Raw genomic sequence first — 26,627 nt, forward strand, 5'->3', positions numbered from 1 at the left:
GGGTGTGGGTGTGGGTGTGGGCCTCGTCGTGGCCGTGCTCCTGGGCCGTGCCCGGAACGTGCGGGTCCGTCACCGGCAGCGAGGAGTCCGCCGACAGGTCCCAGTCCGAGGGCGCCCGGTTCCGCTTGACCATCTCCGCACCCAGCGCCGCCACCATCGCGCCGTTGTCGGTGCACAGCTTCGGCCGCGGCACCCGCAGGATGATCCCCGCGTCGTCGCACCGCTCCTGCGCCAGCGAGCGCAGCCGGGAATTGGCCGCCACACCGCCGCCGATCATCAGGTGGTCGACGCCCTCGTCCTTGCACGCCCGGATCGCCTTGCGCGTGAGCACGTCCACCACGGCCTCCTGGAAGGACGCCGCCACGTCGCGCACCGGAACCTCCTCGCCCGCCTTCCGCTTCGCCTCGATCCAGCGGGCGACCGCCGTCTTGAGCCCGGAGAAGGAGAAGTCGTACGCGGCGTCGCGCGGCCCGGTCAGCCCGCGCGGGAAGTGGATCGCCTTCGGGTCGCCCTCGCGCGCGAGCCGGTCGATGACCGGACCGCCCGGGAAGCCCAGTTGCAGCACGCGCGCGATCTTGTCGAAGGCCTCGCCCGCCGCGTCGTCGATGGTCGCGCCCAGCGGCCGCACATCGCTCGTGATGTCGGGGGCCAGCAGCAGCGAGGAGTGCCCGCCCGACACCAGCAGCGCCATGGTGGGCTCCGGCAGCGGTCCGTGCTCCAGCTGGTCCACGCAGATGTGCGAGGCCAGGTGGTTCACCCCGTACAGCGGCTTGCCGAGCGCGTACGCGTACGCCTTGGCCGCCGAGACGCCCACCAGCAGCGCCCCCGCCAGGCCGGGACCGGCCGTGACCGCGATGCCGTCGAGGTCGCGGGCGCTGACGCCGGCCTCCTTCAGGGCGCGCTCGATGGTGGGGACCATCGCCTCCAGGTGGGCCCGCGAGGCGACCTCGGGCACGACCCCGCCGAAGCGCGCGTGCTCGTCGACGCTCGACGCGATCGCGTCCGCGAGGAGGGTGGTGCCGCGGACGACGCCGACGCCGGTCTCGTCGCAGGAGGTCTCGATGCCGAGGACGAGAGGTTCGTCAGCCATTGCTCTCACTGCTCTCAGTGTTCTCAGAGGTCTCAGGGGTCTCAGGGGTCTCAGAGGTCTCAGGGGCCCCGGTTGGTGCCTGTGCGGGGTCGGTCAGCCGCATCACGAGCGCGTCCACGTTGCCGGGCTGGTAGTAGCCCCGCCGGAAGCCGATGGGCTCGAAGCCGAAGCGCTCGTAGAGCTTCTGGGCGCGGGTGTTGTCCACCCGTACCTCCAGCAGCACCTCGGCGCACTCGAAGGCGGTGGCGGCGCGCAGCAGTTCGGTCAGGAGCCGGGCGCCGAGCCCGGTCCCCCACTGGTCGCGGGCGGCCGCGATGGTCTGTACGTCGGCCAGGTCCCCGGCGGCGGCCAGGCCGGCGTAGCCCACCAGACGGCCGGTCGCGGGGTCTTCGGCGACGACGTACCTGCGCGTGGCCCGCGGGCCGCGGGCGTGCGCGAGCTCGGACCAGAACATCCCGGCGGACCAGGCGTCTTCGGGGAACAGCTCGTGCTCCAGTTCCAGCACAGGCTCGATATCCCACCAGCGCATCTCACGCAGCACGACATCAGGGGCGGGCGTCACTGCGGGGTGACCACCTTGTAGTTCTTGGGCACCTGCGCGTCGGGGCGGCGCAGGTAGAGCGGCGTCGGAGGCAGGAACTCCGCCCCGGCGGCCAGTCGTTCCGCCGCCAGGGCGGCCAGGGCCGCGGCCGACTGGTGCTCGGGGGCACGCGCGTCCGGGAAGACCTCCGGGTACAGCAGCGCGCCCTGGCCCACCGCGGGGAGTCCCGCGACCTGCTCGGCGATGTCGGCCGGGCGGTCCACGGCGGGCTCGCCGACGCGCGTGCGCGGGTCCTCGTAGCGTGCCCAGTAGACCTCCTTGCGCCGCGCGTCGGTGGCGACGGTGAAGGGACCCTCGATCCCGGCGGCCCCGGCCGCGTAGGCGAGGCCGTCGAGGGTGCACAGGCCGTGCACGGGCACGCCCAGCACGGCCGCGAAGGTGGAGGCCGTGACGAGGCCGACGCGCAGCCCGGTGTATGGGCCGGGGCCGACGCCGACGACGAGGCCGGTGACTGCTTCGAGCTTCACCCCGGCCTCGGCGAGCACCTGGTCCACGGAGGGCAGGAGCAGCTCCCCGTGGCGGCGGGCGTCGACCTGGTTCGACTCGGCGAGGACGGAATCGCCGTCGTGCAGGGCGACGGTGACGGCGGGCGTGGCGGTATCTACAGCGAGCAAGAGCACGCGAACAGCCTACGACTCCTTGAACCCGAGCCCTCGCGGCCGGGCGTGGAGCGGGCCGGCTGCTACCTTTCGACCAGGAATCCAGGTGGCGGCGCGGAGAGGTGGAGCAAGGTGGCACGCAGCAGCTCGGGAATCGTGGCTGGGCTCACCGCCGCGGCAATCGCCGCCGTCGGCTTCCTCGGCTACCAGGCATCCGCGACGGCTCCCGCGCACCCGCCGAGGGCGGCCGAACAGGGCCCGGCCCCCGCCCCGAGCCAGTCCGCGGCCAAGCCGGACCCGGCGAAGCCGGTGCCCGTGCCGGAGGGCTCCGGCACCGGGGTGCGCGTCGTGTACTCGGTGGGCCAGAAGCGGGTCTGGCTGGTGGGCGACCCCGCCGCCGGCCAGCAGCCGAAGTCCTTCACGGTGATGCCGAGCACGGTCCACCCGAAGGCCGGCACCTACACGGTCGGCTCCCGCTCGGGCTCGGTCACCGGGTCGGACGGGGTGCCGATCGAGCACGTCGTTCGGTTCGCCTCCTCGGAGGGCGTGGCGATCGGCTTCAGCGCCCGCGCGGACGGCGCGACGCCGGAGCCCGACCCCAGCAAGAAGACCGGCGGCATCCGCATGGCGAAGGCCGACGGCGACGCGATGTGGGCCTTCGCGACGATCAACTCGAAGGTCGTCGTCGTTCCCTGACCCGACGGCCGGGTTTTCACCCGTACGTGCGACTCAGGCTGCTTCGGACTCCGGAGCGGCCTCTTCGCTTGCGCCGCCCGCGACGCCCTCCGGGGCGACGGTGGCCGCGGCCCCGGCGCCCTCCGGCTCCCCGCCCTCCAGCGCGCGTTCCCGCGCGGGCGGAGTCGAGACAGCGGTGGCGGCCACCCCCGCGGCGAGCAGCGCCCGCATGGACACGGCGGACGGACGGGGGTCGCGCGGTGCTCCCGCTGGTGCCGACATGGCTGCCTCCTGGGCCCCGGAACGCCGAACTTAGGCATACCTAAGAAACTCTCGGTACCATGTGACCACGCCCACCACCACCGGCGCAATATCTTGCCGACGAGTTGTCGGTACGTTTACCCGGAGAGGGCGCCCGCGAGCGCGTCCAGCCCGGACCCGTCGGCCCAGCGCGCCCCGATCCCGCGGACCGAGACCTCCCGTACGTCGTCCAGGACCTCCTCGTGGCCGACCGCCCGAGCGATCACCACGTGCAGCCGGTCGTCGGAGAGCTCCTCCACCTTGTCGTCGCCCCACTCCACGACGACCACGGACTCGGGCAGCGAGGCGTCGAGGTCCAGGTCCTCCATCTCGTCCAGCCCGCCACCGAGCCGGTACGCGTCCACGTGCACCAGCGCCGGCCCGCCGGTCAGCGAGGGGTGTACACGGGCGATCACGAAGGTCGGCGACGTCACGGCCCCGCGCACGCCCAGGCCCTCGCCGAGGCCGCGGGTCAGCGTGGTCTTGCCCGCGCCCAGCTCGCCCGTGAGCAGCACCAGGTCGCCGGGGCGCAGCAGGCGGGCGAGCCTGCGGCCCAGCTCCTGCATCGCGTCCGGGGAGTCGACGGTGATCCGGACCTCGACCGCGCCCTCAGGCGCCGGTGCCTGCGCTGCTGCCGGCGCTGCTTCCCGGACTGCGGTCGGCGCCGTTGGCGGTCCCGCTGCCGGTCCCGTTGCCGGTCCCTTTGCGGGTCCCGTTGCCGTTGCCGGTGCCTGGCTGCGCTGTGCTTCCAGCGGTACTTCTTCCATGCCTGCCAACGTTAGTCGGTGCGGAGCCCGGGACCGCTCCGGTGCGCGCCAGCATTCCGGTCAGCAGCCGCGTCACGGTCTCCGGGCGCTCCAGCATCATCAGGTGCCCGGTGGACTCCAGGACCACCAGCTCGGCGCCCGGCAGCGCCTCCTTGATGGCCGCGCTGTGCGCGGCCGGGGTGATCATGTCCTTGTCCCCGGCGATGACGGTGACCGGGATGTCCGCGAACCGCTGGAGCGCGGCGGTCTTGTCGTGGGTCTGGAAGACCGGGTAGAACTCGGCGACGACGTCGATCGGGGTGGCCTCGATCAGCCGCTCGGCGAAGCGGGCGACGGCCGGGTCCACGTCCCGGGAGCCGAACGAGTACATCTTGATCATGCCGGCGAGGAGGTCGGCGGTGGCCCGGCGGCCCTTCTCGACCAGCTCGACCTGGGATCCGAGCGCCTTGAGCACGCCGGGCAGGAGCTTGCGCACGGCTCCCATGCCGATGGAGGGCAGCCCGTACGTCACCTCGGCGAGGCGTCCGCTGGAGGTGCCGATCAGGACGACGCCGACGACGCGGTCGCGCACGAGGTCGGGGAACTGCTCGGCGAATCCCATGATGGTCATTCCGCCCATCGAGTGACCCACGAGGATCAGCGGGCCCTCGGGGGCGGCCGCGTCGATGACGGCCTTGAGGTCGCGGCCGAGCTGCTCGATGGTCACCGGCTCGCCGTCCGCCTGGGCCAGCCCGCGGGCGCTGCGGCCGTGGCTGCGCTGGTCCCAGTAGACCGCCCGGACCGTTCCGCGCAGGGCGGCGCGCTGGAAGTGCCAGGAGTCCTGGGCGAGGCAGTAGCCGTGGCAGAGGACGACGGTGGCCGGGGGCGCGGGCTTGCGGCCCATGCGGCGCCGTTTGCCCTCCTCCGGCAGCTCGTCGACCTCGTAGTGGAGCAGCGTGCCGTCCTCGGCCCGGCAGGTCCCCTCGGAGCCGCGCAGGGACCCGTAGTCCCCGGCCGCGTCGAGGGCCAGGCGCGCCTTCCTGCGTATGCCGCGCCCGACGGTGATCCGCTCGACCGCGACACCGGCCGCCGCGCCGGCGGCCATCACGCCGATGGCGGCGCCGGCCCAGCCTGCCTTGCGCCAGTTCTCGCTCACGCCGCTCACGCCGCTCACGCCGCCGCCCTCACTCCGTGTCAGGCGCCCAGGTACACCCGGGGCACGCGCCCTCCGATACGGGTGACGATCTCATACGCGATCGTGTCCGCCGCTTGAGCCCAGTCCTCGGCGGTGGGCTCGCCGCGCTCCGCGTCCCCGAAGATGACGGCTACGTCGCCCGCCGCGGCCGTGTCGCCGTCCAGGTCGACCACGAACTGGTCCATGGCCACGCGCCCGGCCACGTGGCGGATCCTGCCGCCGACGAGGACCGGACCGCGCCCCGAGGCGTGCCGCGGGATGCCGTCGGCGTAACCGGCCGGGACCAGCGCGAGGGTGGTCTCGGTGTCCGTGACGTAGTGGTGCCCGTAGCTCACGCCGTGCCCGGCCGGGACGGTCTTGACCAGCGCGAGGGAGGCCTTGAGGGTCATGACGGGCCTCAGGCCCAGCTGGGCCGGGGTGCCGAGCTCCGGCGCGGGCGAGACCCCGTACAGGGCCAGCCCGGGGCGGACCAGGTCGAAGTGGGACTCGGGGAGGGTGAGGGTCGCGGGCGAGTTGGCCATGTGCCGGACCTCGGGCTCGACGCCCTCCTTCTCGGCGTACGCGAGCATGTCGCGGAAGGCGGCGAGCTGGAGCTGGATGGAGGGGTGGCCGGGCTCATCGGCGCAGGCGAAGTGCGACCAGACGCCGGTGACCCGGACGGTGCCCTCGGCCTGGGCGGCGGACGCCGCCCCTACGAGGTCCTCCCAGTCGGCGGGCTGACAGCCGTTGCGGCCGAGGCCGGTGTCGGCCTTGAGCTGGATACGGGCGGTCCGCCCCGCCGCACGCGCTGCCTCCCGCACCTCGTCCAGGGCCCACATCCCGCTGACGGAGACGTCGATGCCGGCCTCGACGGCCTCCCGCCAGGGGCCGCCGGGGGTCCACAGCCAGCACAGGATCGGGCCCTCGACCCCGGCGGCGCGCAGCGCGAGAGCCTCGTCGGGCGTGGCGGTCCCGAGCCAGGTGGCGCCGGCCTCCTGGGCGGCCTTGGCGCAGGCCAGGGCCCCGTGCCCGTAGGCATCCGCCTTGACGACGGCCATCAGCCCGGCCCGGGGCGCCCGCTCGCGCAACGCGCGCACGTTCTCCCGTACGGCATCAAGGTCGATCTCGGCGTACACGCGCGTCGGTGTCTCGTTCATCCCGCACAGTCTCTCAGAATCCCCACCGGCCCCTGGTCGGGGCGCTGCGTGTGCGGCGCCGCTGCGGGGGCTCCGCCCCAGACCCTTCGCTCCACCTCAAACGCCGGCGGGGCTGAATACGGCTGAGTTGCCCTGGCAGCCGCCCGGCGGGGAGCGGGGCGGAGCCCCGGCCTCACAGGCTCGGGGGGCACAACCCAGCCTCGCCGCCGTTTGAGGCGCGGGGGTCCGGGGGCAGAGCCCCGGGCAGCGGCGCCGCACCCGGACCCGTCACGGTCGGCGGACTTCGCGCCACGCGGCCGGCAGGGCGGCGGCCACGTCCTGGGCCAGCAGCGGCCCGCCGGTGAGCCGGGCCGCCAGGCCGTGGAGGTACGCCGCCACCGACCCCGCGTCCGCTCCGGACAGCCCGCCCGCCAGCAGGGACCCGGCCAGCCCGGACAGCACGTCACCGCTCCCCGCGGTGGCCAGCCACGGAGTCCCGGTCGGGTTCACCCGGACGGGCGAACCGCCGGATGCGACCAGCGTCGTCGACCCCTTGAGCAGCACCGCCGCCCCGTACCGGTCCGAAAGCTCCCGCACCGCGCCCAGCCGCCCCGCCTCCACCGACTCCCGCGAGACCCCCCGCAGCGCCGCCGCCTCCCCCGCGTGCGGGGTCAGCAGCGTCGCGGCCGTCCGGGCCCGCAGCACCTCCGCGTCCAGCCCGCGCAGCCCGTCCGCGTCGACCAGTACCGGGACGTCCTGCGCGAGCAGCTTCGCGACCTCCCCGGCGCGCCCGTCCCCCAGCCCCGGACCGACCACCCACGCCTGGACCCGCCCCGGCCCGATCAGCGTCTCCGGGTACCGGGCCAGCACCGCGTCCGCGGCCGGCCCCACGTACCGCACGGCGCCCGCCCCGCCCCGCAGCGCGCCGGCGACGGCCAGCACGGCCGCCCCGGGGTACTGCGCGGACCCGGCGACGATCCCGACCACGCCGCGCCGGTACTTGTCGCTCGACGCCGTCGGCACCGGCAGCAGCTCCGCCACATCGGCGTGCTGGAGCGCCTCCACCTCCGGCGCCGGAAGCTCCAGCCCGATGTCCACCAGCCGCACCACCCCCGCCCGCGAGGCCCCGGGGTCGATCAGCAGGCCGGGCTTGTACGCGCCGAAGGTCACCGTCACATCGGCCCGTACCGCCGGCCCCGCCACCTCGCCGCTGTCCGCGTCCACCCCGCTCGGCAGGTCCACGGCGACCACCGGCGCCCCCGGTGGGATCCGCTCCACCAGCGCCGCGGCCGCCGGCCGCAGGCCGCCCCGCCCGCCGATCCCGAGCAGTCCGTCCAGTACGAGGTCCGCCCGCCGCGGGACGGCCTCCGCGACCCGCCCCCCGGCGGCCCGCAGCGCGGCGAGCCCGCCCGCGTGCATCCGCTCCGGATCCATCGGCACCGCCGTCACCCCGGCCCCCCGCCGCGCCAGCCGCGCGCCCGCGTACAGGGCGTCCCCGCCGTTGTCCCCGGGCCCCACGAGCAGCACGACCCGCGCCCCGTACACCCTCCTCAGCAGCCCCGCGCAGACGGCGGCCAGCCCGGCCGCCGCCCGCTGCATCAAGGCGCCCTCGGGCAGCCGCGCCATCAACTCCCGCTCGGCGGCCCGTACGGTCTCCACGCTGTAAGCAGTACGCATGCCACCACCCTGCCCCACGGCAGGCGTCATCCCTCGGCGATCACCACGGCCGACGCGACACCGGCGTCGTGGCTCAGCGAGATGTGCCAGGACTTCACGCCCAGTTCGAGAGCGCGCGCCTCGACCGTCCCGGACACCCGCAGACGCGGCTGCCCGGAGCCCTCCACGTACACCTCGGCATCGGTCCACAGCAGTCCGGCGGGCGCGCCCAGCGCCTTGGCCAGGGCTTCCTTCGCCGCGAACCGGGCGGCGAGCGAGGCGATTCCGCGCCGCTCGCCGCTCGGCAGGGTCAACTCGGTGTCGAGGAAGAGCCGCTGCGCCATGTTCGGCGTCCGCTCCAGCGCCGCGCCGAACCGCTCGATCTCCGCGACATCGATCCCCACGCCGATAATCACAACGACAACCCCAACTCCAGCTACTCCACCGTCACGGACTTTGCGAGGTTACGCGGCTGGTCGACCTCGTTCCCCCGCGCCGTCGCCAGCTCGCACGCGAACACCTGCAGCGGCACCGTCGCCACCAGGGGCTGGAGCAGCGTCGGCGTGGCCGGGATCCGGATGAGGTGGTCGGCGTACGGGACGACCGCCTCGTCGCCCTCCTCCGCGATGACGATGGTCCGCGCCCCGCGCGCCCGGATCTCCTGGATGTTCGACACGATCTTGTCGTGGAGCACCGAACGGCCGCGCGGCGACGGGACGACCACGACCACCGGCAGGTCCTCCTCGATCAGCGCGATCGGCCCGTGCTTGAGTTCGCCCGCCGCGAAGCCCTCGGCGTGCATGTACGCCAGCTCCTTGAGCTTGAGCGCGCCCTCCAGCGCCACCGGATAGCCGACGTGCCGCCCCAGGAACAGCACCGTGTTCTTGTCCGCCAGTGAGCGCGCGAGCGCCCGTACCGGCTCCATCGTCTCCAGTACCGTGTCCACCGCCGCGGCGATGTCCGACAGCTCCCGGATCACCGACTCGATCTCGTCGCCCCACTTGGTGCCGCGCACCTGTCCGAGGTACAGCGCGACCAGGTAGCAGGCCACCAGCTGCGTGAGGAAGGCCTTGGTCGAGGCGACGGCCACCTCCGGACCGGCGTGCGTGTACAGCACGGCATCCGATTCGCGCGGGATCGTCGACCCGTTCGTATTGCAGATGGCCAGCACCTTGGCGCCCTGCTCGCGCGCGTGCCGCAGCGCCATCAGGGTGTCCATGGTCTCGCCGGACTGCGAGATCGCGACCACCAGCGTCCGCTGGTCCAGGATCGGGTCGCGGTAGCGGAACTCGCTCGCCAGCTCCGTCTCGCACGGGATGCGGGTCCAGTGCTCGATGGCCAGCTTCGCGATCATGCCCGCGTGGTACGCCGTACCGCACGCCACGATCACGACCTTGTCGACCTCTCTGAGCACCGAGTCGGGGATGCGCACCTCGTCCAGGGTCAGCGAGCCGTTCGCGTCGATCCTGCCCAGGAGGGTGTCGGCGACAGCCTTCGGCTGCTCCGCGATCTCCTTGAGCATGAAGTAGTCGTATCCCCCCTTCTCGGCCGCCGAGGCGTCCCAGTCCACGTGGTACGCCCGCACGGACGCGGGCGACCCGTCGAAGTTGGTCACCGTGACCCCGTCGCGGCGGAGCTCGACGACCTGGTCCTGCCCCAGCTCGATCGCGGACCGGGTGTGGGCGATGAAGGCGGCCACGTCCGAGGCGAGGAAGTTCTCACCCTCCCCAACGCCCACCACCAGAGGCGAGTTCCGGCGCGCGCCGACCACCACGTCCGGCTCGTCGGCGTGCACCGCGACCAGCGTGAAGGCACCCTCCAGGCGCCGGCACACCAGCCGCATCGACGCCGCGAGGTCCGCGGTGGCCGAGAACTCCTCGGCGAGCAGGTGGGCCACGACCTCGGTGTCCGTCTCGGACTCCAGCCGGTGTCCGCGCTCGGCCAGTTCGGCGCGCAGCACGGCGAAGTTCTCGATGATGCCGTTGTGCACGACGGCCACCCGCCCGGAGTTGTCCAGGTGGGGATGGGCGTTGACGTCGGTGGGCCCGCCGTGGGTGGCCCACCGGGTGTGCCCGAGCCCGGTGGATCCGGCCGGCAGCGGGTTGCCGACCAGCGCCTTCTCCAGATTGACCAGCTTCCCGGCCTTCTTGACGGCGGCCAGCCCCCCGTCGGCGAGGACGGCGATCCCCGCCGAGTCGTAGCCGCGGTACTCGAGCCGCTTGAGTCCGGCGATGACCACATCGAGCGCCGACTGCGCTCCCACGTAACCCACAATTCCGCACATAGGCCGCAGCGTACGCCGAAGTCGGCCGTCTGCCCTGTAGCCGAACAAGACGAAAACCCCGCCCCGGCGCATACGCCGGAGCGGGGTTGAGGAATCGTTCGAACGGGCCCTCGGAAGCCTTAGCCGAGCTTCTTGACCTGTGCCTCGATGACCGGCTTCGGCTGCTCGGCGTCGCCGGTCAGGTTCATGCTGCTGAAGGTGGCCAGCGTGCCGCCCTTGCGCACCGCCGCGTACTGCCAGGTGGCCTTGTCCCCGTCCTTGAGGTCCATGACCACGGCGAAGGTGAGGGACTCGTCGCCGCCCGCGACCGGGGCGCCGGGCGTGACCTTCTCGATCTTCGTCGTCTCGCCCTCGGCCGTGACCGTGTACCCGCCGGCACATGCCGTCACCGCGGTCTTCAGCGCGGTGAAGGCCTCCTCGGCGCCCTTGCCGTCGTAGGAGTTCAGGGCGACGGAGGTCCTCGTCACGCTGAGGCCCTTCATGGCCGCGTCCAGCTTCTCCCCCATGCTCGCCCCTTCGGCGGCCGGCTTCGGCTTGGAGGTGGCGGCGACCAGCGCGGTGCCGGCGGGCTTGCCCTGCGCCGCGTACGACTGGAGCTGGATCAGCGGCTTGCACTCGGGCTTGTCGCTCTCGGCGGGCTTCTCCTTCGCGGCCGCGGCCGCGGCGGCGTCCGCCTCCACCTTGAAGTCCGGCAGTTCGGCCTGCGTGACCAGCAGCGGGGTCAGCTCCGCGGCCGTCTTCCCCTTGGCGGCCGGGGCCGCGGAAGTCGCCGGGGCGGACGGCTTGGCGTCCGCCTCGGGGTCGGCCTTTTCGGCGCCGCAGGCGGTGCCCAGCAGGGCCAGCGACACCGCGGACGCGGTCAGGACGGTACGACGGACAAGAGCGGTACGCACGGAAGGACTCCCCCAGACAACGAGAACAGGAACCGCAGGAGCGGCACCCCGGCACAGGCGGGGCGGCCACGCTTCAGGACTGCGACATCCGGCAATCTACTGCCGAAACGATCACTCGTTCGGTGTTTTCCCGTGCGACCGGCCGATCGTGACCGGCACGAGACCCCAAGAGGCTGGAATCGGTACCGTCCCCGTGCAACCGTCCCGGCACCCCCGGGTCGCCGCCGTACCGGCCACCCCCGGTCCCGTGCGGACCTGACGTACGTGACCGACCACACCACCCACAACGGCCCCCGAGCCCCGACAATGGCGGTGTGATCACTTCGCCGCCACGAAGCAACACGCCGGACAGTCCAACGGAGCACACCGGCCAGGAGGGGCACCCCACGCGCCCCGCCCACCGCCGGGGCCCCGATGCCTCGCCGTACGTCGACCTCACCCGCGCCGAGTGGAGCGCGCTGCGCGAGCGGACCCCTCTGCCGCTGACGGCCGACGAGGTCGAGCGGCTGCGCGGCCTCGGCGACGTCATCGACCTCGACGAGGTCCGCGACGTCTACCTGCCGCTCTCCCGCCTCCTCAACCTCTACGTCGGTGCCACCAGCAACCTCCGCGGCACCCTCAACACCTTCCTCGGCGACGCGGGCAACGGCCACGGCGCCCAGCAGGGCACCCCCTTCGTCATAGGGGTCGCCGGCTCGGTCGCCGTCGGCAAGTCCACCGTGGCCCGTCTGCTCCAGGCCCTCCTCGCACGCTGGCCCGAGCACCCCCGCGTGGAGCTGGTCACCACGGACGGCTTCCTGTACCCGATGAAGGAGCTCCAGCGGCGCGGCCTCACCTCCCGCAAGGGATTCCCCGAGTCCTACGACCGCCGCGCGCTCACCCGCTTCGTCGCGGACATCAAGGCCGGCAAGGACGAGGTCAGGGCCCCGGTCTACTCGCACCTGATCTACGACATCGTGCCGGGCGAGGAGCTCGTCGTACGCCGCCCGGACATCCTCATCGTCGAGGGCCTCAACGTGCTCCAGCCCGCCCTCCCCGGCAAGGACGGCCGCACCCGCGTCGGCCTCGCCGACTACTTCGACTTCAGCGTGTACGTGGACGCGCGCCCCGAGGACATCGAGCGCTGGTACCTGGGCCGCTTCCGGAAGCTGCGCGAGACCGCGTTCCAGAATCCTTTCTCCTACTTCCGCAAGTACACCCAGGTCTCCGAGGAGGAGGCCATGGAGTACGCGCAGACGATGTGGCGGACCATCAACAAGCCCAACCTGCTGGAGAACGTGGCCCCCACCCGCGGCCGGGCCACCCTGGTCGTCCGGAAAGGCCCGGACCACAAGGTCCAGAAACTGAGCCTGCGCAAGCTCTAGTGGCTTCCAGTGGCTAGGGTGCGGGCATGCTGCATCTTCGGATGATCACCCCGCACCACCTCACGGACCAGGTGGTGTCACTGATCGACCAGACCGTCGGAACCACCCATCTGGTCGTACTGCCCGGGGCCGCCCGCAACCCCGAGGGCGATCTGGTGCTGTGTGACGTGGCCCGCGAAGCGGCCGACGAGCTGCTCCAGGAGATGCGCAGGCTCGGCATCGACAAGAGCGGGTCGATCGCCGTCGAGAACATCGACCTGTCGATCTCCACACGCGCCGACGAGGCGGAGGAGGAGGCCCCGGGCGAGGCCGCCGACGCGGTGATCTGGCAACAGCTCTCCGAGTCGACCCACGAGGAGTCCACCCTCACGATCACCTACAGCGCCTTCATGATCCTGGCGACGATGATCGCGGCCTGCGGTGTGGCCCTGGACAACGCGATCCTGATCGTGGGCGCCATGGCGGTCGGCCCGGAGTTCGGCCCGCTCGCCGGCATCTGCACGGGCCTGGTGCAGCGCGAGCCGAAGCTCGCCGCGCGCTCGCTCTTCGCCCTGCTGGTCGGTTTCGGCGCGGCGATCGTGGCGACGACGGTCTTCAGCCTGGTGATGAACGCGCTCGGCCTGTTCCACCAGGGGGTGCTCGACACCCCCCGGCCGAACACGAGCTTCATCTGGCAGCCCGACCCGTTCTCCTTCGTCGTGGCGCTGCTCGCCGGCGTGGCCGGGATGCTCTCGCTGACCTCGGCGAAGGCCGGTGCGCTGGTCGGCGTGGCGATCTCCGTCACCACCGTCCCGGCGGGCGCCAACGCCGCCGTGGCCCTCAGCTACGGCGAGTTCGCCCAGATGTGGGGCTCCGCGGAGCAGCTGCTGCTCAACCTGGGCGGCATCATCCTCGCGGGCACGCTCACCCTCATCGCCTGGAAACTGCTGTGGCGCACCCAGCACGACCGGATGATCCGGCCACCGGGTGCGCCACGCGTCTGAACACCGCGTACGACTAGCCGAGCGCCGACTTCACGACGTCCGCCAGCCGGCCCGCGACCGCGCGGGCCTGCTCGATGTCGGCGGCCTCCACCATCACCCGTACGAGCGGCTCCGTACCGGACGGGCGCAGCAGCACGCGCCCGGTGGTGCCCAGCTCGCGCTCGGCGTCGGCCACGGCCGCGGCCAGCTCGGCGGAGGTGGTGACCCGGGACCTGTCCACGTCGGGAACGTTGACCAGCACCTGCGGCAGCCGCTTCATGACGCCGGCCAGCTCGGCCAGGGACGTGCCGGTGGCCGCGACCCGCGCCGCCAGCAGCAGGCCGGTCAGGGTGCCGTCGCCGGTCGTCGCGTGGTCGAGGATGATCACGTGGCCGGACTGCTCGCCGCCCAGCGCGTAGCCGTGCTCCTTCATCGACTCCAGCACGTACCGGTCGCCGACGCCGGTCTGCACGACCTGGATGCCCTCGGCCTCCATGGCCAGCTTGAAGCCCAGGTTCGACATGACGGTGCCGACGACGGTGTTCTCGCGCAGCTGGCCGGCCTCGCGCATGGCCAGCGCCAGCACCGCGAGGATCTGGTCGCCGTCGACCTCGGCGCCGGTGCCGTCCACGGCCAGGCAGCGGTCGGCGTCGCCGTCGTGCGCGATGCCCAAGTCGGCGCCGTGCTCCACGACGGCCGCCTTGAGCAGGCCGAGGTGGGTGGAGCCGCAGCCGTCGTTGATGTTCAGGCCGTCCGGCTCGGCGCCGATCGTGATGATCTCCGCGCCGGCCCGCGCGAAGGCCTCGGGCGAGACGTACGCGGCGGCGCCGTGGGCCTCGTCGAGGACGACCTTCAGGCCGTCGAGGCGGTTGGGGAGGACCGCGATGAGGTGGGCGACGTACTTGTCGAAGCCCTCGGTGTAGTCCGAGATCCGGCCGACGCCGCCGCCGGTGGGCCGGTCCCAGGGAGCGCCGGTGCGGTGCTCGTCGTAGACCGACTCGATCCGGTCCTCCAGCTCGTCGGCGAGCTTGTGCCCGCCGCGCGCGAAGAACTTGATGCCGTTGTCGGGCATGGCGTTGTGGCTGGCGGAGAGCATCACGCCGAGGTCGGCACCCAGCGCACCGGTGAGATACGCCACCGCCGGGGTGGGCAGCACACCGACGCGCAGGACGTCCACGCCCGCGCTCGCGAGGCCGGCCACGACCGCGGCCTCGAGGAATTCGCCGGAGGCCCGGGGGTCCCGGCCGACCACGGCGGTGGCCCGGTGGCCTGCGAAGGTGCCTGCCTCCGCCAGTACGTGGGCAGCCGCCACGGAGAGGCCGAGCGCGAGCTCCGCCGTCAGATCCGCGTTGGCAACGCCGCGTACACCGTCCGTCCCGAAGAGTCGTCCCACTGTTGTCCTCCCGAGTTTCCGCTTCGTCTGTGACCGCATGTGACAGGTTTTTGCCGCTTGTGGCGGTAAACGAACCGCCCCGACAGCACGGAGAGTGCTGCCGGGGCGGTTTCGTTGCTGAACAGCAGGCGCAGATTAACGCTTGCTGTACTGCGGAGCCTTACGGGCCTTCTTGAGACCGGCCTTCTTGCGCTCGACCGCACGGTCGTCGCGGGAGAGGAAGCCGGCCTTCTTCAGCGCCGGGCGGTTGTTGTCCACGTCCGCCTCGTTCAGCGCACGGGCCACGCCGAGGCGCAGGGCGCCGGCCTGGCCGGAGACGCCGCCACCCGCGATGCGGGCGATGATGTCGTAGCGGTTGTCGAGCTCGAGCAGCTTGAACGGCTCGTTGACTTCCTGCTGGTGCACCTTGTTGGGGAAGTAGTCCTCAAGGGTGCGACCGTTGATCTTCCACTTGCCGGTGCCCGGAACGATCCGGACGCGGGCGATGGCGTTCTTGCGACGGCCCAGGCCGGCGGCCGGCTGGGGGTCGCCGAAGCGGCCGGCAAGGGACTCGGTGCTGTAGTCACCCTCGGTGGGGACCTCAGACTCGCTGGTGTACTCCTCGACGTTGCCCTCGAACTCGTCGACGGGGGTCGTCTCGGCGGTGGTCTCGGCCACGATGCTCCTCAGAATTTTCTACGTCTTAGGGGGTGGCCGGAACTACTGCGCGACCTGGGTGATCTCGAACGGCACCGGCTGCTGCGCAGCGTGGGGGTGCTGGTCGCCCGAGTAGACCTTCAGCTTCGAGAGCATCTGACGGCCCAGGGTGTTCTTGGGGAGCATGCCCTTGATGGCCTTCTCGACGGCCTTCTCCGGGTTGTTCGCCAGGAGGTCGTCGTAGCGGACCGAGCGGAGACCGCCCGGGTAGCCCGAGTGGCGGTACGCCATCTTCTGGGTCGCCTTGTTGCCGGACAGGTGAACCTTGTCGGCGTTGACGATGACGACGAAGTCGCCCATGTCCATGTGGGGGGCGTAGGTCGGCTTGTGCTTGCCCCGCAGGAGGGCAGCGGCCTGGGTCGCCAGACGGCCGAGGACAACGTCCTGGGCGTCGATGACGAGCCACTGGCGCGAGATGTCGCCGGGCTTGGGGCTGTACGTACGCACGCGTATGCCTTCGCTTCTTCAGTGGTGGTATCCCATAGGGCGCAAGCCCCGCGGGAAGGGTCCTGACAGGGTCACCACGGACGATCACGACAGCCCTCGTTCACATCGGGGACGCAACCCGTGTGAACCGCTGGTTATCGGCCCGGTGGACCGGCGTAAGGCCCTTTCACGTGAGAATGAGCAAGCCAATACGCATAACAAACCAGCAGAATACCCAAGAAGACCCGTACGGGTCAAAACGCGGTCCGCGATGCCGATCCTGCTGGCGTCGCGGCGCACTCCGGTTCGGTCCTGGGTGGGGACCCCGCAGTTGTTACGGGCCCTAGAGTAACCCGACCGGAGCGCAGCGCACGACGCGCCAGCAGAATCGCGAGCCCGCACAGGGTGGCGCAGTCCTTGAAGGCGCGCCGCTTGTGGGCCAGCTCCGAGGGCCACGGGATCAAGGCCACCTGGGGCGTCAGCGCCAGCCAGAACCAGGGCGAGCGCGGCATCGAGCCCGGCCGGACCGCCGAGGCCAGCAGCAGCGGCAGCACCACGAGCAGGTAGTGGTCGAAGGACGGCCGCGAGACCAGGAATGCGGCGAGCATCACCATGCAGGCCGTCTCCACCAGCCGCAGTTCGCCCTGGTCGCAGTCGTCTGTCCGCCGCCACCGCGCCCACGCCCCCCACAGCCCGGCCCCGGCGCCGGCGAAGGCCGCCAGCACGGCCAGCGGCTCCGGCACCCCCAGCCGCGGCAGCACCGCGATCGGCGAGGCGTCCCACGGCAGCGCGTAGGAGTCCTGGCCCTGGAACAGGAACGGCAGGGTCTTGGTGAAGAACAGCGACGGGCTCGGCATCATCAGCGCGCCGGCCAGCGAGGTCCCCAGCGGCACCAGCACGGCCGCGGCCAGCCCCCGCCACTGCCGGGCCAGCAGGAACAGCAGCCCGATCGGCACCAGCATCGGCTTGCAGGCGATGGCCAGCCCGACCACCAGCCCGGCCGCGCCCCACGCCCTGCGGTGCGCGAGCAGCAGCGCCACCGGCAGCGCGGCCGCCGAGATGGCCGTCCAGTTCCCGATCAGCACGAGGTTCACGTACGGCTTGTAGGCGAGGGCCAGGACCGCGAAACCGCCGACCGCCAGGCGCGAGCGCAGCGGCACCGAGAACAGCCGCAGCGCGGCCAGCCAGCCGGCGCCCAGCAGCCCGGACATCCCGACCGGCAGCAGCCACCTCAGGGCCGTCTGCGGAAGCATCGCCTCCGGGACCGCCATGAGCACCGCGCTCGGCAGGTACAGGAAGCGCCTGTCCTCGTACGGGGAGCCGCCCGCCAGCAGCGTCTGCGCGGCCTTGACCACGAAGGCGTTGTCCGAGCCCCAGTTCTCCCGCAGGCTCGTGGACACGGCGATCCCGAGGACCACCGCGAGGGAGGCGAGCTGCAGGGGGCGCGAGGACGGCCTCAGCAGCCAGTCGATCAGGCGGTTCCCGGCGGCCGGGCTCTCCCACTTCATGAGCCAGATGCTAGGCCGCAGGCCCACGACGCCTCCCCCTCGCTCCTACCGCTTCCGTTCGACCCGCCGCTCGTCCCAGACGGGCTCCTGAGTCTCCCGCACCACACCGTCCGAACCGAAGACCAGGTAACGGTCAAAAGTGCGCGCGAACCAGCGATCGTGCGTGACACACAACACAGTGCCCTCGTACGCCTCCAGTCCGTCCTGGAGCGCCTCCGCGGACTCCAGGTCCAGGTTGTCCGTCGGCTCGTCCAGCAGCAGCGCCGTGGTCCCGGCCAGCTCCAGCAGCAGGATCTGGAAACGCGCCTGCTGGCCGCCCGAGAGCTTCTCGAACTTCTGGTCGCCCTGGCGCTCCAGCTCGTACCGGCGCAGGACGCCCATCGCGGCGCCGAGCGGCTTCGCGGCCTCCGTCCACAGGATGTCGACGAGCGTGCGGCCGAACAGCTCGGGGTGGGCGTGGGTCTGCGCGAAGTGGCCGGGGACCACGCGTGCACCCAGCTTCCAGGTGCCGGCGTGCTTGACGTCCTCGCCCGCCAGCAGCCGCAGGAAGTGCGACTTCCCGGAGCCGTTCGAGCCGAGCACCGCCACCCGCTCCCCGTAGAAGACCTCCAGGGAGAAGGGCTTCATCAGGCCCGTGAGCTCCAGGTTCTCGACGGTGAGGGCGCGCACGCCCGTACGGCCGCCCTTGAGCCGCATCCGGATGTCCTGCTCGCGCGGCGGCTCCGGCGGCGGGCCGGCCTCCTCGAACTTCTGGAAGCGGGTCTGCATCGCCCGGTAGCGCGAGGCCATGTCGGGGCTGCTCGCGGCCTGGTTGCGCAGCCGCAGCACCAGGGCCTTGAGGCGGGCGTGCTCCTCGTCCCAGCGCCGCTTGAGCTCCTCGAAGCGGGCGAAGCGCTCCTTGCGGGCCTCGTGGTAGGTGTCGAAGCCCGCGCCGTGCACCCACACGTCCGTGCCCATCGGGCTCGGCTCCAGGCTGATGATCTTCTCGGCGGCGCGGGACAGCAGCTCGCGGTCGTGCGAGACGAAGAGGACGGTCTTGCGGGTGGCCTTGAGCTGGTCCTCCAGCCACCGCTTGCCCGGGACGTCGAGGTAGTTGTCCGGCTCGTCGAGCAGCAGCACCTCGTCCGGCCCGCGCAGCAGCGCCTCCAGGACCAGCCGCTTCTGCTCACCGCCGGAGAGCGTGCGCACCTCGCGGAACTGCGCGGTGTCGTACGGGATGGCCAGCGCGGCCATGGTGCACACGTCCCACAGGGTCTCGGCCTCGTACCCCTGGACGTCGGCCCAGTCGCTGAGCGCCTGCGCGTAGGCCATCTGCGCGGCCTCGTCGTCGACCGTCAGGATCAGCTGCTCGGCCCGGTCCACGGCCTCGGCAGCCTCCCGGATGCGCGGCTGGGACACCGAGACCAGCAGGTCACGTACGGTCGTCTCGTCCCGTACGGAGCCCACGAACTGCGACATCACGCCGAGCCCGCCGCTGACGGTGACCCCGCCGCCGTGCGGCTGGAGCTCCCCGGAGATCAGCTTGAGCAGGGTGGTCTTGCCGGCCCCGTTCGCCCCCACGAGAGCGACCACCGCCCCCTCCCCCACCCGGAAGGAGACGTCAGGGAGCAGTACCCGCCCGTCGGGAAGGTAGTACTCCAGGTGGCTGGCTTCGAGATGTCCCATGCCGGGCATTGTCCAGGTCCGGCACCGATCCGCCCAAACGCTTATCGGGTACCTAGCAGCAGCCGGCGCCCGGCAGTGTCCGCAGGTTGCGCGCTTCCTTGCTGCGCGCGGCCAGCAGCTCGTCCGCCGGGTAGCCGACCTCCTCCAGGGTGAGCCCGTGCGGCTTGACCACGTGCACCGAGGAGTCCCGTACGGCCGCCTGCAGCACCTTGCCGGGCCAGTCGGTCGGCCGGTGGCCGTCCCCGACGTGCAGCAGGGCACCGACCAGCGAGCGGACCATGTTGTGGCAGAAGGCATCGGCGCGGACGGTCGCGGTGACGACCCCGTCCTCGCCGCGCTCCCAGCTGAGCTGCTGGAGCGTGCGGATGGTCGTGGCCCCCTCTCGCTTACGGCAGTAAGCGGCGAAGTCGTGCTCGCCGAGCAGCGGGGCGGCGGCCTCGTTCATGGCGTCCACGTCCAAGGGCCACGGGTGCCACAGCACGTGGCCGCGGCGCAGCGGGTCGACCCCTCCCTGGTGGTCGCCGACGCGGTAGGCGTAGCGGCGCCAGATCGCCGAGAACCTCGCGTTGAAGCCCTGGGGAGCCTCGGCGACCTTCCACACCCGCACGTCGTGCGGCAGCCGGCCGGCGAGGCGGCGCAGGAGCTTGTCGTGGTGCTCGGCCCACACCTCCTCGGCCAGGTCGAACTGCGCGACCTGCCCGCGCGCGTGCACGCCCGCGTCGGTACGCCCGGCCACGGTCAGCTCGACCGGCTCGGACAGCCGCATCACGGTCTGCAGGGCCGACTCCAGCTCGCCCTGGACGGTCCGCAGCACGCGCTGCTTCGCCCAGCCCGAGAAGTCCTTGCCGTCGTAGCTCAGGTCCAGCCGCACCCGGACGTGCCCGGGCTCCACCTCGTCACTCACGTGACCGATCCTCTCAGCCGCATCTTTCCAACGAATGCCGAACGGGCCCGCCCCGGGAAGGGGCGGGCCCGTTCAGAGCCGATCAAGCAGACGTGATCCCGGGGGATCAGGCCTCCTTGGTCTCCTCGGCGGGGGTCTCGGTGGCCTCGGCCTGAGCCTCCGCCTCCTTCACCGCGCGCTTGGTGGCGGCCTCGGCCTCACCAGTGGCCTGCTGGGCGACCGTGAGGGCCTCGACCAGCTCGATCACGGCCATCGGGGCGTTGTCGCCACGACGGTTGCCGATCTTGGTGATGCGCGTGTAACCACCGGGGCGGTTCTCGTAGCGCGGGGCGATCTCGGTGAACAGCGTGTGCACGATGCTCTTGTCCGTGATCGTCTGCAGCACCAGGCGACGGTTGTGGATGTCGCCCTTCTTGGCCTTGGTGACCAGACGCTCGGCGTAGGGACGCAGGCGACGGGCCTTGGCCTCGGTGGTGGTGATGCGGCCGTGCTCGAAGAGCGCCTTCGCGAGGTTCGCGAGGAGGTGCTTCTCGTGCGCGGCGCTGCCGCCCAGACGGGCACCCTTTGCGGGACGCGGCATGGTGATACTCCTTCATATCTGCACCGGCCGTGTCAGGTACCGGTGTCAGTTCCCCCGAGGCGGATGCCGCGGGAAAGTCTCGTCAGGGCCCTGCCGGGCCCGGGCAAATCAAACCCGGCCGGCGATCGAGGCCAAGACCTCAACCGCCGGCGACGGGAAGGATCAGTACTGCTCGGTCTCGACGAAACCGGCATCGGCGTCGTCGTCCGCGCCGAACGCGTCGGCGGCGGCGGTCGGGTCGAATCCGGGCGGGCTGTCCTTGAGGGCCAGGCCCATGCCGGCCAGCTTCGCCTTGACCTCGTCGATCGACTTCGCACCGAAGTTGCGGATGTCGAGCAGGTCGGCCTCGGAACGCGCCACGAGCTCACCCACGGAGTGGATGCCCTCGCGCTTGAGGCAGTTGTACGAGCGGACCGTGAGCTCGAGCTCCTCGATCGGCAGCGCCAGATCGGCGGCCAGGGCCGCGTCCGTCGGCGAGGGGCCCATGTCGATGCCCTCGGCGTCGATGTTGAGCTCGCGCGCCAGACCGAACAGCTCGACCAGGGTCTTGCCGGCGGACGCCATGGCGTCACGCGGGCGCATGGCCTGCTTGGTCTCGACGTCGACGATCAGCTTGTCGAAGTCGGTGCGCTGCTCGACTCGGGTCGCCTCGACCTTGTAGGTGACCTTGAGGACCGGGCTGTAGATGGAGTCGATCGGGATGCGACCGATCTCCTGGCCCAGCTGCTTGTTCTGGACGGCGGAGACGTAGCCGCGACCGCGCTCGACGGTCAGCTCCATCTCCAGCTTGCCCTTGCCGTTGAGCGTGGCGAGGACGAGGTCCGGGTTGTGCACCTCGACACCGGCCGGGGGCGCGATGTCGGCAGCGGTGACCAGGCCGGGACCCTGCTTGCGCAGGTACATCACGACCGGCTCGTCGTGCTCCGAGGAGACGACCAGCTGCTTGATGTTGAGGATGATGTCGGTGACGTCTTCCTTGACACCCGGCACGGTGGTGAACTCGTGCAGGACGCCGTCCACGCGGATGCTGGTGACAGCGGCACCCGGGATCGAGGACAGGAGCGTACGGCGCAGGGAGTTGCCGAGGGTGTAGCCGAAGCCCGGCTCCAGCGGCTCGATCACGAACCGCGAGCGGTACTCGTCGACGACCTCTTCGGTCAGCGAAGGACGCTGAGCGATAAGCATGTCTGTGTTCCTTCAGTCGTGGACGCCCACTATTTGACGCCCGACGGGATGCCGTACCGGGGCACGGCTACTACAAGGGTACGGGCGGTACGTCCCCCGAAGGGTTCGTACCGCCCGGACACTCAAGAACGCACAGGTGCGTCCGCTGCGTCAGACGCGGCGGCGCTTCGGCGGGCGGCAGCCGTTGTGCGGGGTGGGGGTGACGTCCTGGATCGAGCCGACCTCGAGGCCGGTGGCCTGGAGGGAGCGGATCGCGGTCTCGCGGCCGGAACCCGGACCCTTGACGAAGACGTCAACCTTGCGCATGCCGTGCTCCTGCGCGCGGCGGGCGGCCGACTCGGCGGCCATCTGCGCGGCGAAGGGGGTGGACTTGCGCGAGCCCTTGAAGCCGACGTGGCCGGCGGAGGCCCAGGAGATCACGTTGCCCGAGGGGTCGGTGATCGAAACGATGGTGTTGTTGAACGTGCTCTTGATGTGGGCGTGCCCGTGAGCGACGTTCTTCTTTTCCTTGCGGCGCACCTTCTTGGCAGCGCCCTGACGACCCTTGGGGGGCATCTAAATCTCCTACGGGAGGTGGTCGGTCCTACAGCGCAAGACCGCTGAACAGGACTACTTCTTGCCCGGCTTCTTCTTACCGGCGATCGCGCGACGCGGACCCTTGCGGGTACGGGCGTTCGTGCTGGTGCGCTGACCGTGCACGGGCAGGCCACGACGGTGACGGATGCCCTGGTAGCACTGGATCTCGACCTTGCGGCGGATGTCAGCCTGGATCTCGCGGCGGAGGTCACCCTCGGTGCGGAGGTTGGCGTCCACGTACTCGCGGATCTTGACCAGGTCCTCTTCGGCCAGGTCACGAACGCGGGTGTTCGGGTTCACACCGGTGGCCGCAAGGATTTCCTTGGACCGGGTGCGACCGACACCGAAGACGTAGGTAAGTGCGATCTCCACACGCTTTTCGCGCGGGATGTCAACACCGGAAACGCGTGCCATTCAATGGCTCCTGTGTGTTCGGGGGTCTTCCGCAGAACCGACCCCGACCGCCGACCACACCTGATGGGTGGTGGTACGCCCGGGTCCCCGGCCCCCGCCGGAGGTACCGCCGGCCCCTCTCAGGGCTGGGCGGGTTCTGCGTATGTACGTTTTCTTACGTCGCGCGAAGAACTGCGGAAGGCAGGTCGGTCGGCGTGCGTCAGCCCTGGCGCTGCTTGTGGCGCAGGTTGTCGCAGATGACCATGACCCGACCGTGACGGCGGATCACCTTGCACTTGTCGCAGATCTTCTTGACGCTCGGCTTGACCTTCATGTTGGTGAGGTTCTCCGGGTCAGTGCCACCACCCGCGCCGGGACAAGTCGCCCAGGCGGGAGTGAAGACAAGATCTACTTGTATCGGTAGACGATCCGGCCACGCGTCAGGTCGTACGGAGACAGCTCCACGACAACCCGGTCATCAGGGAGGATGCGGATGTAGTGCATGCGCATCTTGCCGCTGATGTGCGCGAGGACCTTGTGACCGTTCTGGAGTTCCACCTTGAACATCGCGTTCGGGAGGGACTCGATCACGGTGCCCTCGATTTCGATGGCACCTTGCTTCTTGGCCACGCTTCGCCTTTCGAATCGGCTACCTTGATCGGCCTCGTGCGCCATGCAGGCATGGAAGTGCACGAGAGCCGACGAGTCAGTCTACGTCAGGGCACCCATAAAGACGAATCCGGAAAGTGTGCCCAAGAGTGTAGATCGTTAACCGGCCAGGCCGAGGGGGTCGGGGGCCGTGGTGACCCCGTACTCCGCCAGCTTGGCCTTACCGCAGTCCGGGGAGGTCAGGACGATGGGCCCGGCCTCCGTCAGCGCGATGGAGTGCTCCCAGTGCGAGGACCAGGTGCCGTCCGTCGTGATGACCGTCCAGTCGTCCGCCAGGACCTCCGTCTGGGCCGTGCCCAGGGAGACCATCGGCTCGATCGCCAGGCAGACGCCCGGGACGAGCTTGATCCCCTTGCCCCGCTTGCGCGAGACGTAGTTCAGCAGGTGGGGGTCCATGTGCATCTCGGACCCGATGCCGTGGCCGCCGTAGTCCTCGATGATCCCGAACTTGCCGAGGCTGTGCTCACCCGTGGTCGGGCGCGGCTGGCGCTTGATGTACGTCTCGATCGCCTTCGAGATGTCCACGAGGCGGTTGCCGAGCTTCATGGCGGCGATGCCGGCCCACATGGACTCCTCGGTCACCCTGGAGAGCTCCAGGAGCTCAGGGGCGTGCCCGGTGCCCACGAAGGCGGTGTAGGCGGCGTCGCCGTGCCAGCCGTCGACGATCGCGCCGGCGTCGATCGAGATGATGTCGCCGTCCTTGAGGACCGTCTTGTCGTCCGGGATGCCGTGGACGACGACCTCGTTCACCGAGGTGCAGATGGTCGCGGGGAAGCCGCCGTAGCCGAGGAAGTTCGACTTGGCCCCGGCATCGGCGATCACCTTGCGGGCCACCATGTCCAGATCCCGTGTCGTGGCGCCCGGAACGGCCGCCTCACGGGTCGCCGCGTGGATCGCCGCGACGACCAGCCCCGCCTCGCGCATCTTCGCGATCTGCTCGGGGGTCTTGATCTGGACCATAAAAACGCCTTCCAGCTTCGAAACGAGTCTTCTCAACAGTACGGCCGCGGTGTCCTGAGGACACCGCGGCCATATCCGCACAGCGGGGGTACTACTTCTTGAGGGCGTCCATCGCACGCTTGGTGACGTCCGCGACCTCACCGAGGGCCGGGATGGTCACCAGCAGGCCCTGGGCCTTGTAGTAGTCGATGATCGGCTCGGTCTGCGTGTGGTAGACCTCCAGCCGGTTGCGCACCGTGGCCTCGGAGTCGTCGCCGCGCTGGTACAGCTCGCCGCCGCAGGTGTCGCAGACACCCTGGGCCTTCGGCGGGGCGTACGTCACGTGGAAGACGTGGGCCGACTCGTTGCGGCAGATCCGGCGGCCGGCGATCCGCTTGACGACCTCGTCCTCCTCGACCTCCAGGTCGAGGACGGCGTCGAGCTTCATGCCCTCCGCCTGGAGCATCACGTCGAGCGCCTCGGCCTGCGAGACGTTGCGCGGGAAACCGTCGAGCAGGAAGCCGTTCGCGGCGTCCGGCTGCTCCATCCGGTCCTTGGCCATACCGATGGTGACCGAGTCGGGGACCAGGTCGCCGGCGTCCATGTACGCCTTGGCCTGCTTGCCGAGATCGGTGCCCTGGCTGATGTTGGCCCGGAACAGGTCGCCCGTGGAGATGTGCGGGATCGACAGGTTCTTGGCAAGGAACGCGGCCTGCGTTCCCTTGCCCGCACCGGGCGGTCCGACGAGGACGATTCGCATCAGCGGAGGAACCCTTCGTAATTACGCTGCTGGAGCTGGCTCTCGATCTGCTTCACGGTTTCCAGACCGACACCCACGATGATGAGGATGCTCGTCCCGCCGAACGGGAAGTTCTGGTTCGCTCCGAAGCCGGCCAACGCCATCGTCGGCACAAGAGCGATGAGACCCAGGTACAGCGACCCCGGCCAGGTGATCCGGTTGAGTACGTAACTCAGGTACTCGGCGGTAGGTCGACCGGCGCGGATACCCGGGATGAACCCACCATACTTCTTCATGTTGTCTGCAACTTCCTCGGGGTTGAAGGAAATCGCCACGTAGAAGAACGCGAAGAAGACGATCAAGAGGAAGTAGGCCGCGATGTAGTACGGGTGGTCGCCCTTGACGAAGTGCTTCTGGATCCAGGTGGCCCAGCCCGCGGTGGACCCGCTGAACTGGACGATCAGTGCCGGGATGTACAGCAGCGACGAGGCGAAGATGACCGGGATCACACCGGCCTGGTTCACCTTGAGCGGGATGTAGGTCGAGGTGCCGCCGTACGCACGGCGACCGATCATGCGCTTCGCGTACTGGACCGGGATCCGTCGCTGCGCCTGCTCGACGAAGACCACCAGGGCGACCATCGCGAGGCCGACGAGGATGACGACGCCGAACTCGACCCAGCCGTCGGCGATCTTGCCCTGGAGCTTGATCTGCCAGAGGGCGCCGATGAAGCCGGCGGCGATGGAGATGAACATGAGGATCGACATGCCGTTGCCGATGCCGCGGTCGGTGACGAGCTCACCGAGCCACATGACGACACAGGTACCGGCGGTCATGGTGACCACCATGACGATCGTGGTGAAGATGGACCGGTCCGGGACGATCTGGCTGGCGACCTGGCAGCCCTGGAACAGGGCACCGGTGCGGGCGGTGGCGACGAGGCCGGTGCCCTGCAGGATCGCGAGCGCGACCGTCAGATAGCGCGTGTACTGGGTGATCTTCGCCGTGCCGGACTGTCCCTCTTTTTTGAGGTTCTCCAGCTTCGGGATGACCACGGTCAGCAGCTGCAGGATGATGCTCGCCGTGATGTACGGCATGATGCCGAGCGCGAAGATCGTGATCTGCAGCAGCGCACCGCCGCTGAACATGTTGACGAGACCGAACAGCCCGTTGCTGTTGCCTGCCTGGTCGACACAGATCTGAACGTTCTTGTAGCTCACGCCGGGTACCGGGATGTGGGACCCGAGCCGGAACAGCACGATGATGCCGAGCGTGAAGAGCAGCTTCTTGCGCAGGTCGGGCGTCTTGAACGCCCGGGCGAACGCGGTGAGCACGGTGCCTCCTGCGACCCCCGCGCTACTGCGTCAGAGGTGACGGTCTGAGGGATCGACGAATACGTACATGCAAAGGTGCAGGCCACCTTACCGGCGACTGCGCCCCCCGTGGAACGACCAACCGGGGATGCCCCATATGT

At 70.6% G+C, this 26,627-nt stretch carries 29 protein-coding genes; 3 read left to right on the plus strand and 26 right to left on the minus strand.

All coding sequences use genetic code 11. The features are described from left to right. The 3 genes from tsaD to tsaB all read right to left on the minus strand — a co-directional run. Positions 1-1,090: tRNA (adenosine(37)-N6)-threonylcarbamoyltransferase complex transferase subunit TsaD (gene tsaD, locus J7E94_RS13340; protein WP_215015269.1), on the minus strand; the 1,090-nt coding region annotated here is incomplete at its 3' end. Then, a complete protein-coding gene (rimI, locus tag J7E94_RS13345) occupies positions 1,083-1,619 on the minus strand; it encodes a ribosomal protein S18-alanine N-acetyltransferase (protein ID WP_215015350.1) in 537 nt (178 codons plus the stop codon). The genes tsaD and rimI, both read right to left, overlap by 8 nt. Before the next feature lie 29 nt (positions 1,620-1,648). Continuing rightward, on the minus strand, positions 1,649-2,311 hold the full coding sequence (tsaB, locus tag J7E94_RS13350; protein WP_215015270.1) for a tRNA (adenosine(37)-N6)-threonylcarbamoyltransferase complex dimerization subunit type 1 TsaB: 663 nt from the start codon (positions 2,309-2,311) through the stop codon (positions 1,649-1,651). 111 nt (positions 2,312-2,422) lie between these two features. Between tsaB and J7E94_RS13355 the strand changes: the two genes are divergently transcribed. Continuing rightward, the gene (locus tag J7E94_RS13355) at positions 2,423-2,986 is read left to right on the plus strand and encodes a hypothetical protein (protein WP_215015271.1); all 564 of its coding nucleotides are present in this window, start codon (positions 2,423-2,425) and stop codon (positions 2,984-2,986) included. A gap of 33 nt (positions 2,987-3,019) precedes the next feature. On the opposite strand, the gene J7E94_RS13360 is transcribed toward J7E94_RS13355, so the two are convergent. From J7E94_RS13360 to J7E94_RS13395, 8 genes are all read right to left on the minus strand, one after another. Next, positions 3,020-3,247: a hypothetical protein gene (locus J7E94_RS13360; RefSeq protein WP_215015358.1), complete on the minus strand. Its 228-nt coding sequence runs from the start codon at positions 3,245-3,247 to the stop codon at positions 3,020-3,022. Positions 3,248-3,363: 116 nt separating this feature from the next. Then, complete coding sequence (gene tsaE / locus J7E94_RS13365) at positions 3,364-3,855, minus strand: tRNA (adenosine(37)-N6)-threonylcarbamoyltransferase complex ATPase subunit type 1 TsaE (protein ID WP_308345000.1); 492 nt, start codon at positions 3,853-3,855, stop codon at positions 3,364-3,366. A gap of 19 nt (positions 3,856-3,874) precedes the next feature. Then, on the minus strand, positions 3,875-5,116 hold the full coding sequence (locus J7E94_RS13370) for an alpha/beta fold hydrolase (RefSeq protein ID WP_215015352.1): 1,242 nt from the start codon (positions 5,114-5,116) through the stop codon (positions 3,875-3,877). Positions 5,117-5,205: 89 nt separating this feature from the next. Further along, positions 5,206-6,342 (minus strand): alanine racemase, encoded by a 1,137-nt coding sequence (gene alr, locus J7E94_RS13375; RefSeq protein WP_215015274.1) that lies wholly within the window; start codon positions 6,340-6,342, stop codon positions 5,206-5,208. Positions 6,343-6,609: 267 nt separating this feature from the next. Beyond that, complete coding sequence (locus J7E94_RS13380; RefSeq protein WP_215015276.1) at positions 6,610-7,998, minus strand: NAD(P)H-hydrate dehydratase; 1,389 nt, start codon at positions 7,996-7,998, stop codon at positions 6,610-6,612. Between the two features lie 26 nt (positions 7,999-8,024). Beyond that, positions 8,025-8,393, minus strand: coding sequence for a holo-ACP synthase (locus tag J7E94_RS13385; RefSeq protein WP_215015278.1), 369 nt, complete (start codon positions 8,391-8,393; stop codon positions 8,025-8,027). 20 nt (positions 8,394-8,413) lie between these two features. Continuing rightward, positions 8,414-10,261 (minus strand): glutamine--fructose-6-phosphate transaminase (isomerizing), encoded by a 1,848-nt coding sequence (gene glmS / locus J7E94_RS13390; RefSeq protein WP_215015280.1) that lies wholly within the window; start codon positions 10,259-10,261, stop codon positions 8,414-8,416. A gap of 119 nt (positions 10,262-10,380) precedes the next feature. Then, positions 10,381-11,154, minus strand: a complete 774-nt coding sequence (locus J7E94_RS13395; RefSeq protein ID WP_215015282.1) for a hypothetical protein — start codon at positions 11,152-11,154, stop codon at positions 10,381-10,383. Between the two features lie 314 nt (positions 11,155-11,468). Between J7E94_RS13395 and coaA the strand changes: the two genes are divergently transcribed. Together coaA and J7E94_RS13405 are read left to right on the plus strand one after the other, a co-directional pair. Further along, positions 11,469-12,518 (plus strand): type I pantothenate kinase, encoded by a 1,050-nt coding sequence (coaA, locus tag J7E94_RS13400; RefSeq protein ID WP_215015284.1) that lies wholly within the window; start codon positions 11,469-11,471, stop codon positions 12,516-12,518. A gap of 26 nt (positions 12,519-12,544) precedes the next feature. Next, complete coding sequence (locus J7E94_RS13405) at positions 12,545-13,501, plus strand: DUF389 domain-containing protein (RefSeq protein WP_215015286.1); 957 nt, start codon at positions 12,545-12,547, stop codon at positions 13,499-13,501. A 13-nt stretch (positions 13,502-13,514) separates the two neighbouring features. Here the strand turns inward: J7E94_RS13405 and glmM are convergent, their stop codons facing one another. The 15 genes from glmM to secY form a co-directional block, all read right to left on the minus strand. After that, on the minus strand, positions 13,515-14,873 hold the full coding sequence (glmM, locus tag J7E94_RS13410) for a phosphoglucosamine mutase (RefSeq protein WP_215015288.1): 1,359 nt from the start codon (positions 14,871-14,873) through the stop codon (positions 13,515-13,517). Positions 14,874-15,008: 135 nt separating this feature from the next. Beyond that, on the minus strand, positions 15,009-15,530 hold the full coding sequence (gene rpsI, locus J7E94_RS13415; RefSeq protein WP_215015290.1) for a 30S ribosomal protein S9: 522 nt from the start codon (positions 15,528-15,530) through the stop codon (positions 15,009-15,011). Between the two features lie 42 nt (positions 15,531-15,572). After that, entirely contained in the window at positions 15,573-16,016 is a 444-nt protein-coding gene (gene rplM / locus J7E94_RS13420) for a 50S ribosomal protein L13 (protein ID WP_215015292.1), read from the minus strand. A 233-nt stretch (positions 16,017-16,249) separates the two neighbouring features. Then, positions 16,250-17,503, minus strand: a complete 1,254-nt coding sequence (locus tag J7E94_RS13425) for a glycosyltransferase family 87 protein (protein ID WP_215015294.1) — start codon at positions 17,501-17,503, stop codon at positions 16,250-16,252. A gap of 45 nt (positions 17,504-17,548) precedes the next feature. Then, positions 17,549-19,168 (minus strand): ABC-F family ATP-binding cassette domain-containing protein, encoded by a 1,620-nt coding sequence (locus tag J7E94_RS13430; RefSeq protein ID WP_374224436.1) that lies wholly within the window; start codon positions 19,166-19,168, stop codon positions 17,549-17,551. Positions 19,169-19,220: 52 nt separating this feature from the next. After that, positions 19,221-20,072: a tRNA pseudouridine(38-40) synthase TruA gene (gene truA, locus J7E94_RS13435; RefSeq protein WP_215015298.1), complete on the minus strand. Its 852-nt coding sequence runs from the start codon at positions 20,070-20,072 to the stop codon at positions 19,221-19,223. A 106-nt stretch (positions 20,073-20,178) separates the two neighbouring features. After that, the gene (gene rplQ, locus J7E94_RS13440; protein ID WP_215015299.1) at positions 20,179-20,652 is read right to left on the minus strand and encodes a 50S ribosomal protein L17; all 474 of its coding nucleotides are present in this window, start codon (positions 20,650-20,652) and stop codon (positions 20,179-20,181) included. Positions 20,653-20,814: 162 nt separating this feature from the next. Next, positions 20,815-21,837: a DNA-directed RNA polymerase subunit alpha gene (locus tag J7E94_RS13445; RefSeq protein WP_008739666.1), complete on the minus strand. Its 1,023-nt coding sequence runs from the start codon at positions 21,835-21,837 to the stop codon at positions 20,815-20,817. 150 nt (positions 21,838-21,987) lie between these two features. After that, positions 21,988-22,392 carry a 30S ribosomal protein S11 gene (rpsK, locus tag J7E94_RS13450; protein WP_003956432.1) on the minus strand — a complete coding sequence of 135 codons (405 nt, stop codon included), beginning with the start codon at positions 22,390-22,392 and terminating at the stop codon, positions 21,988-21,990. 54 nt (positions 22,393-22,446) lie between these two features. After that, on the minus strand, positions 22,447-22,827 hold the full coding sequence (rpsM, locus tag J7E94_RS13455) for a 30S ribosomal protein S13 (RefSeq protein ID WP_150518306.1): 381 nt from the start codon (positions 22,825-22,827) through the stop codon (positions 22,447-22,449). Positions 22,828-23,026: 199 nt separating this feature from the next. After that, positions 23,027-23,140, minus strand: a complete 114-nt coding sequence (gene rpmJ / locus J7E94_RS13460; protein WP_003956441.1) for a 50S ribosomal protein L36 — start codon at positions 23,138-23,140, stop codon at positions 23,027-23,029. A gap of 74 nt (positions 23,141-23,214) precedes the next feature. Next, entirely contained in the window at positions 23,215-23,436 is a 222-nt protein-coding gene (infA, locus tag J7E94_RS13465) for a translation initiation factor IF-1 (RefSeq protein WP_003956442.1), read from the minus strand. 138 nt (positions 23,437-23,574) lie between these two features. Continuing rightward, entirely contained in the window at positions 23,575-24,435 is an 861-nt protein-coding gene (gene map, locus J7E94_RS13470) for a type I methionyl aminopeptidase (RefSeq protein ID WP_215015301.1), read from the minus strand. Positions 24,436-24,526: 91 nt separating this feature from the next. Continuing rightward, the gene (locus tag J7E94_RS13475; protein WP_215015303.1) at positions 24,527-25,174 is read right to left on the minus strand and encodes an adenylate kinase; all 648 of its coding nucleotides are present in this window, start codon (positions 25,172-25,174) and stop codon (positions 24,527-24,529) included. Beyond that, the gene (gene secY / locus J7E94_RS13480; protein WP_215015305.1) at positions 25,174-26,487 is read right to left on the minus strand and encodes a preprotein translocase subunit SecY; all 1,314 of its coding nucleotides are present in this window, start codon (positions 26,485-26,487) and stop codon (positions 25,174-25,176) included. Before secY ends, J7E94_RS13475 begins: the two co-directional genes overlap by 1 nt. Positions 26,488-26,627: the final 140 nt, after the last annotated feature.

Origin of the sequence: Streptomyces sp. ISL-94, from assembly GCF_018614075.1 — a bacterium.
GTDB lineage: Bacteria > Actinomycetota > Actinomycetes > Streptomycetales > Streptomycetaceae > Streptomyces.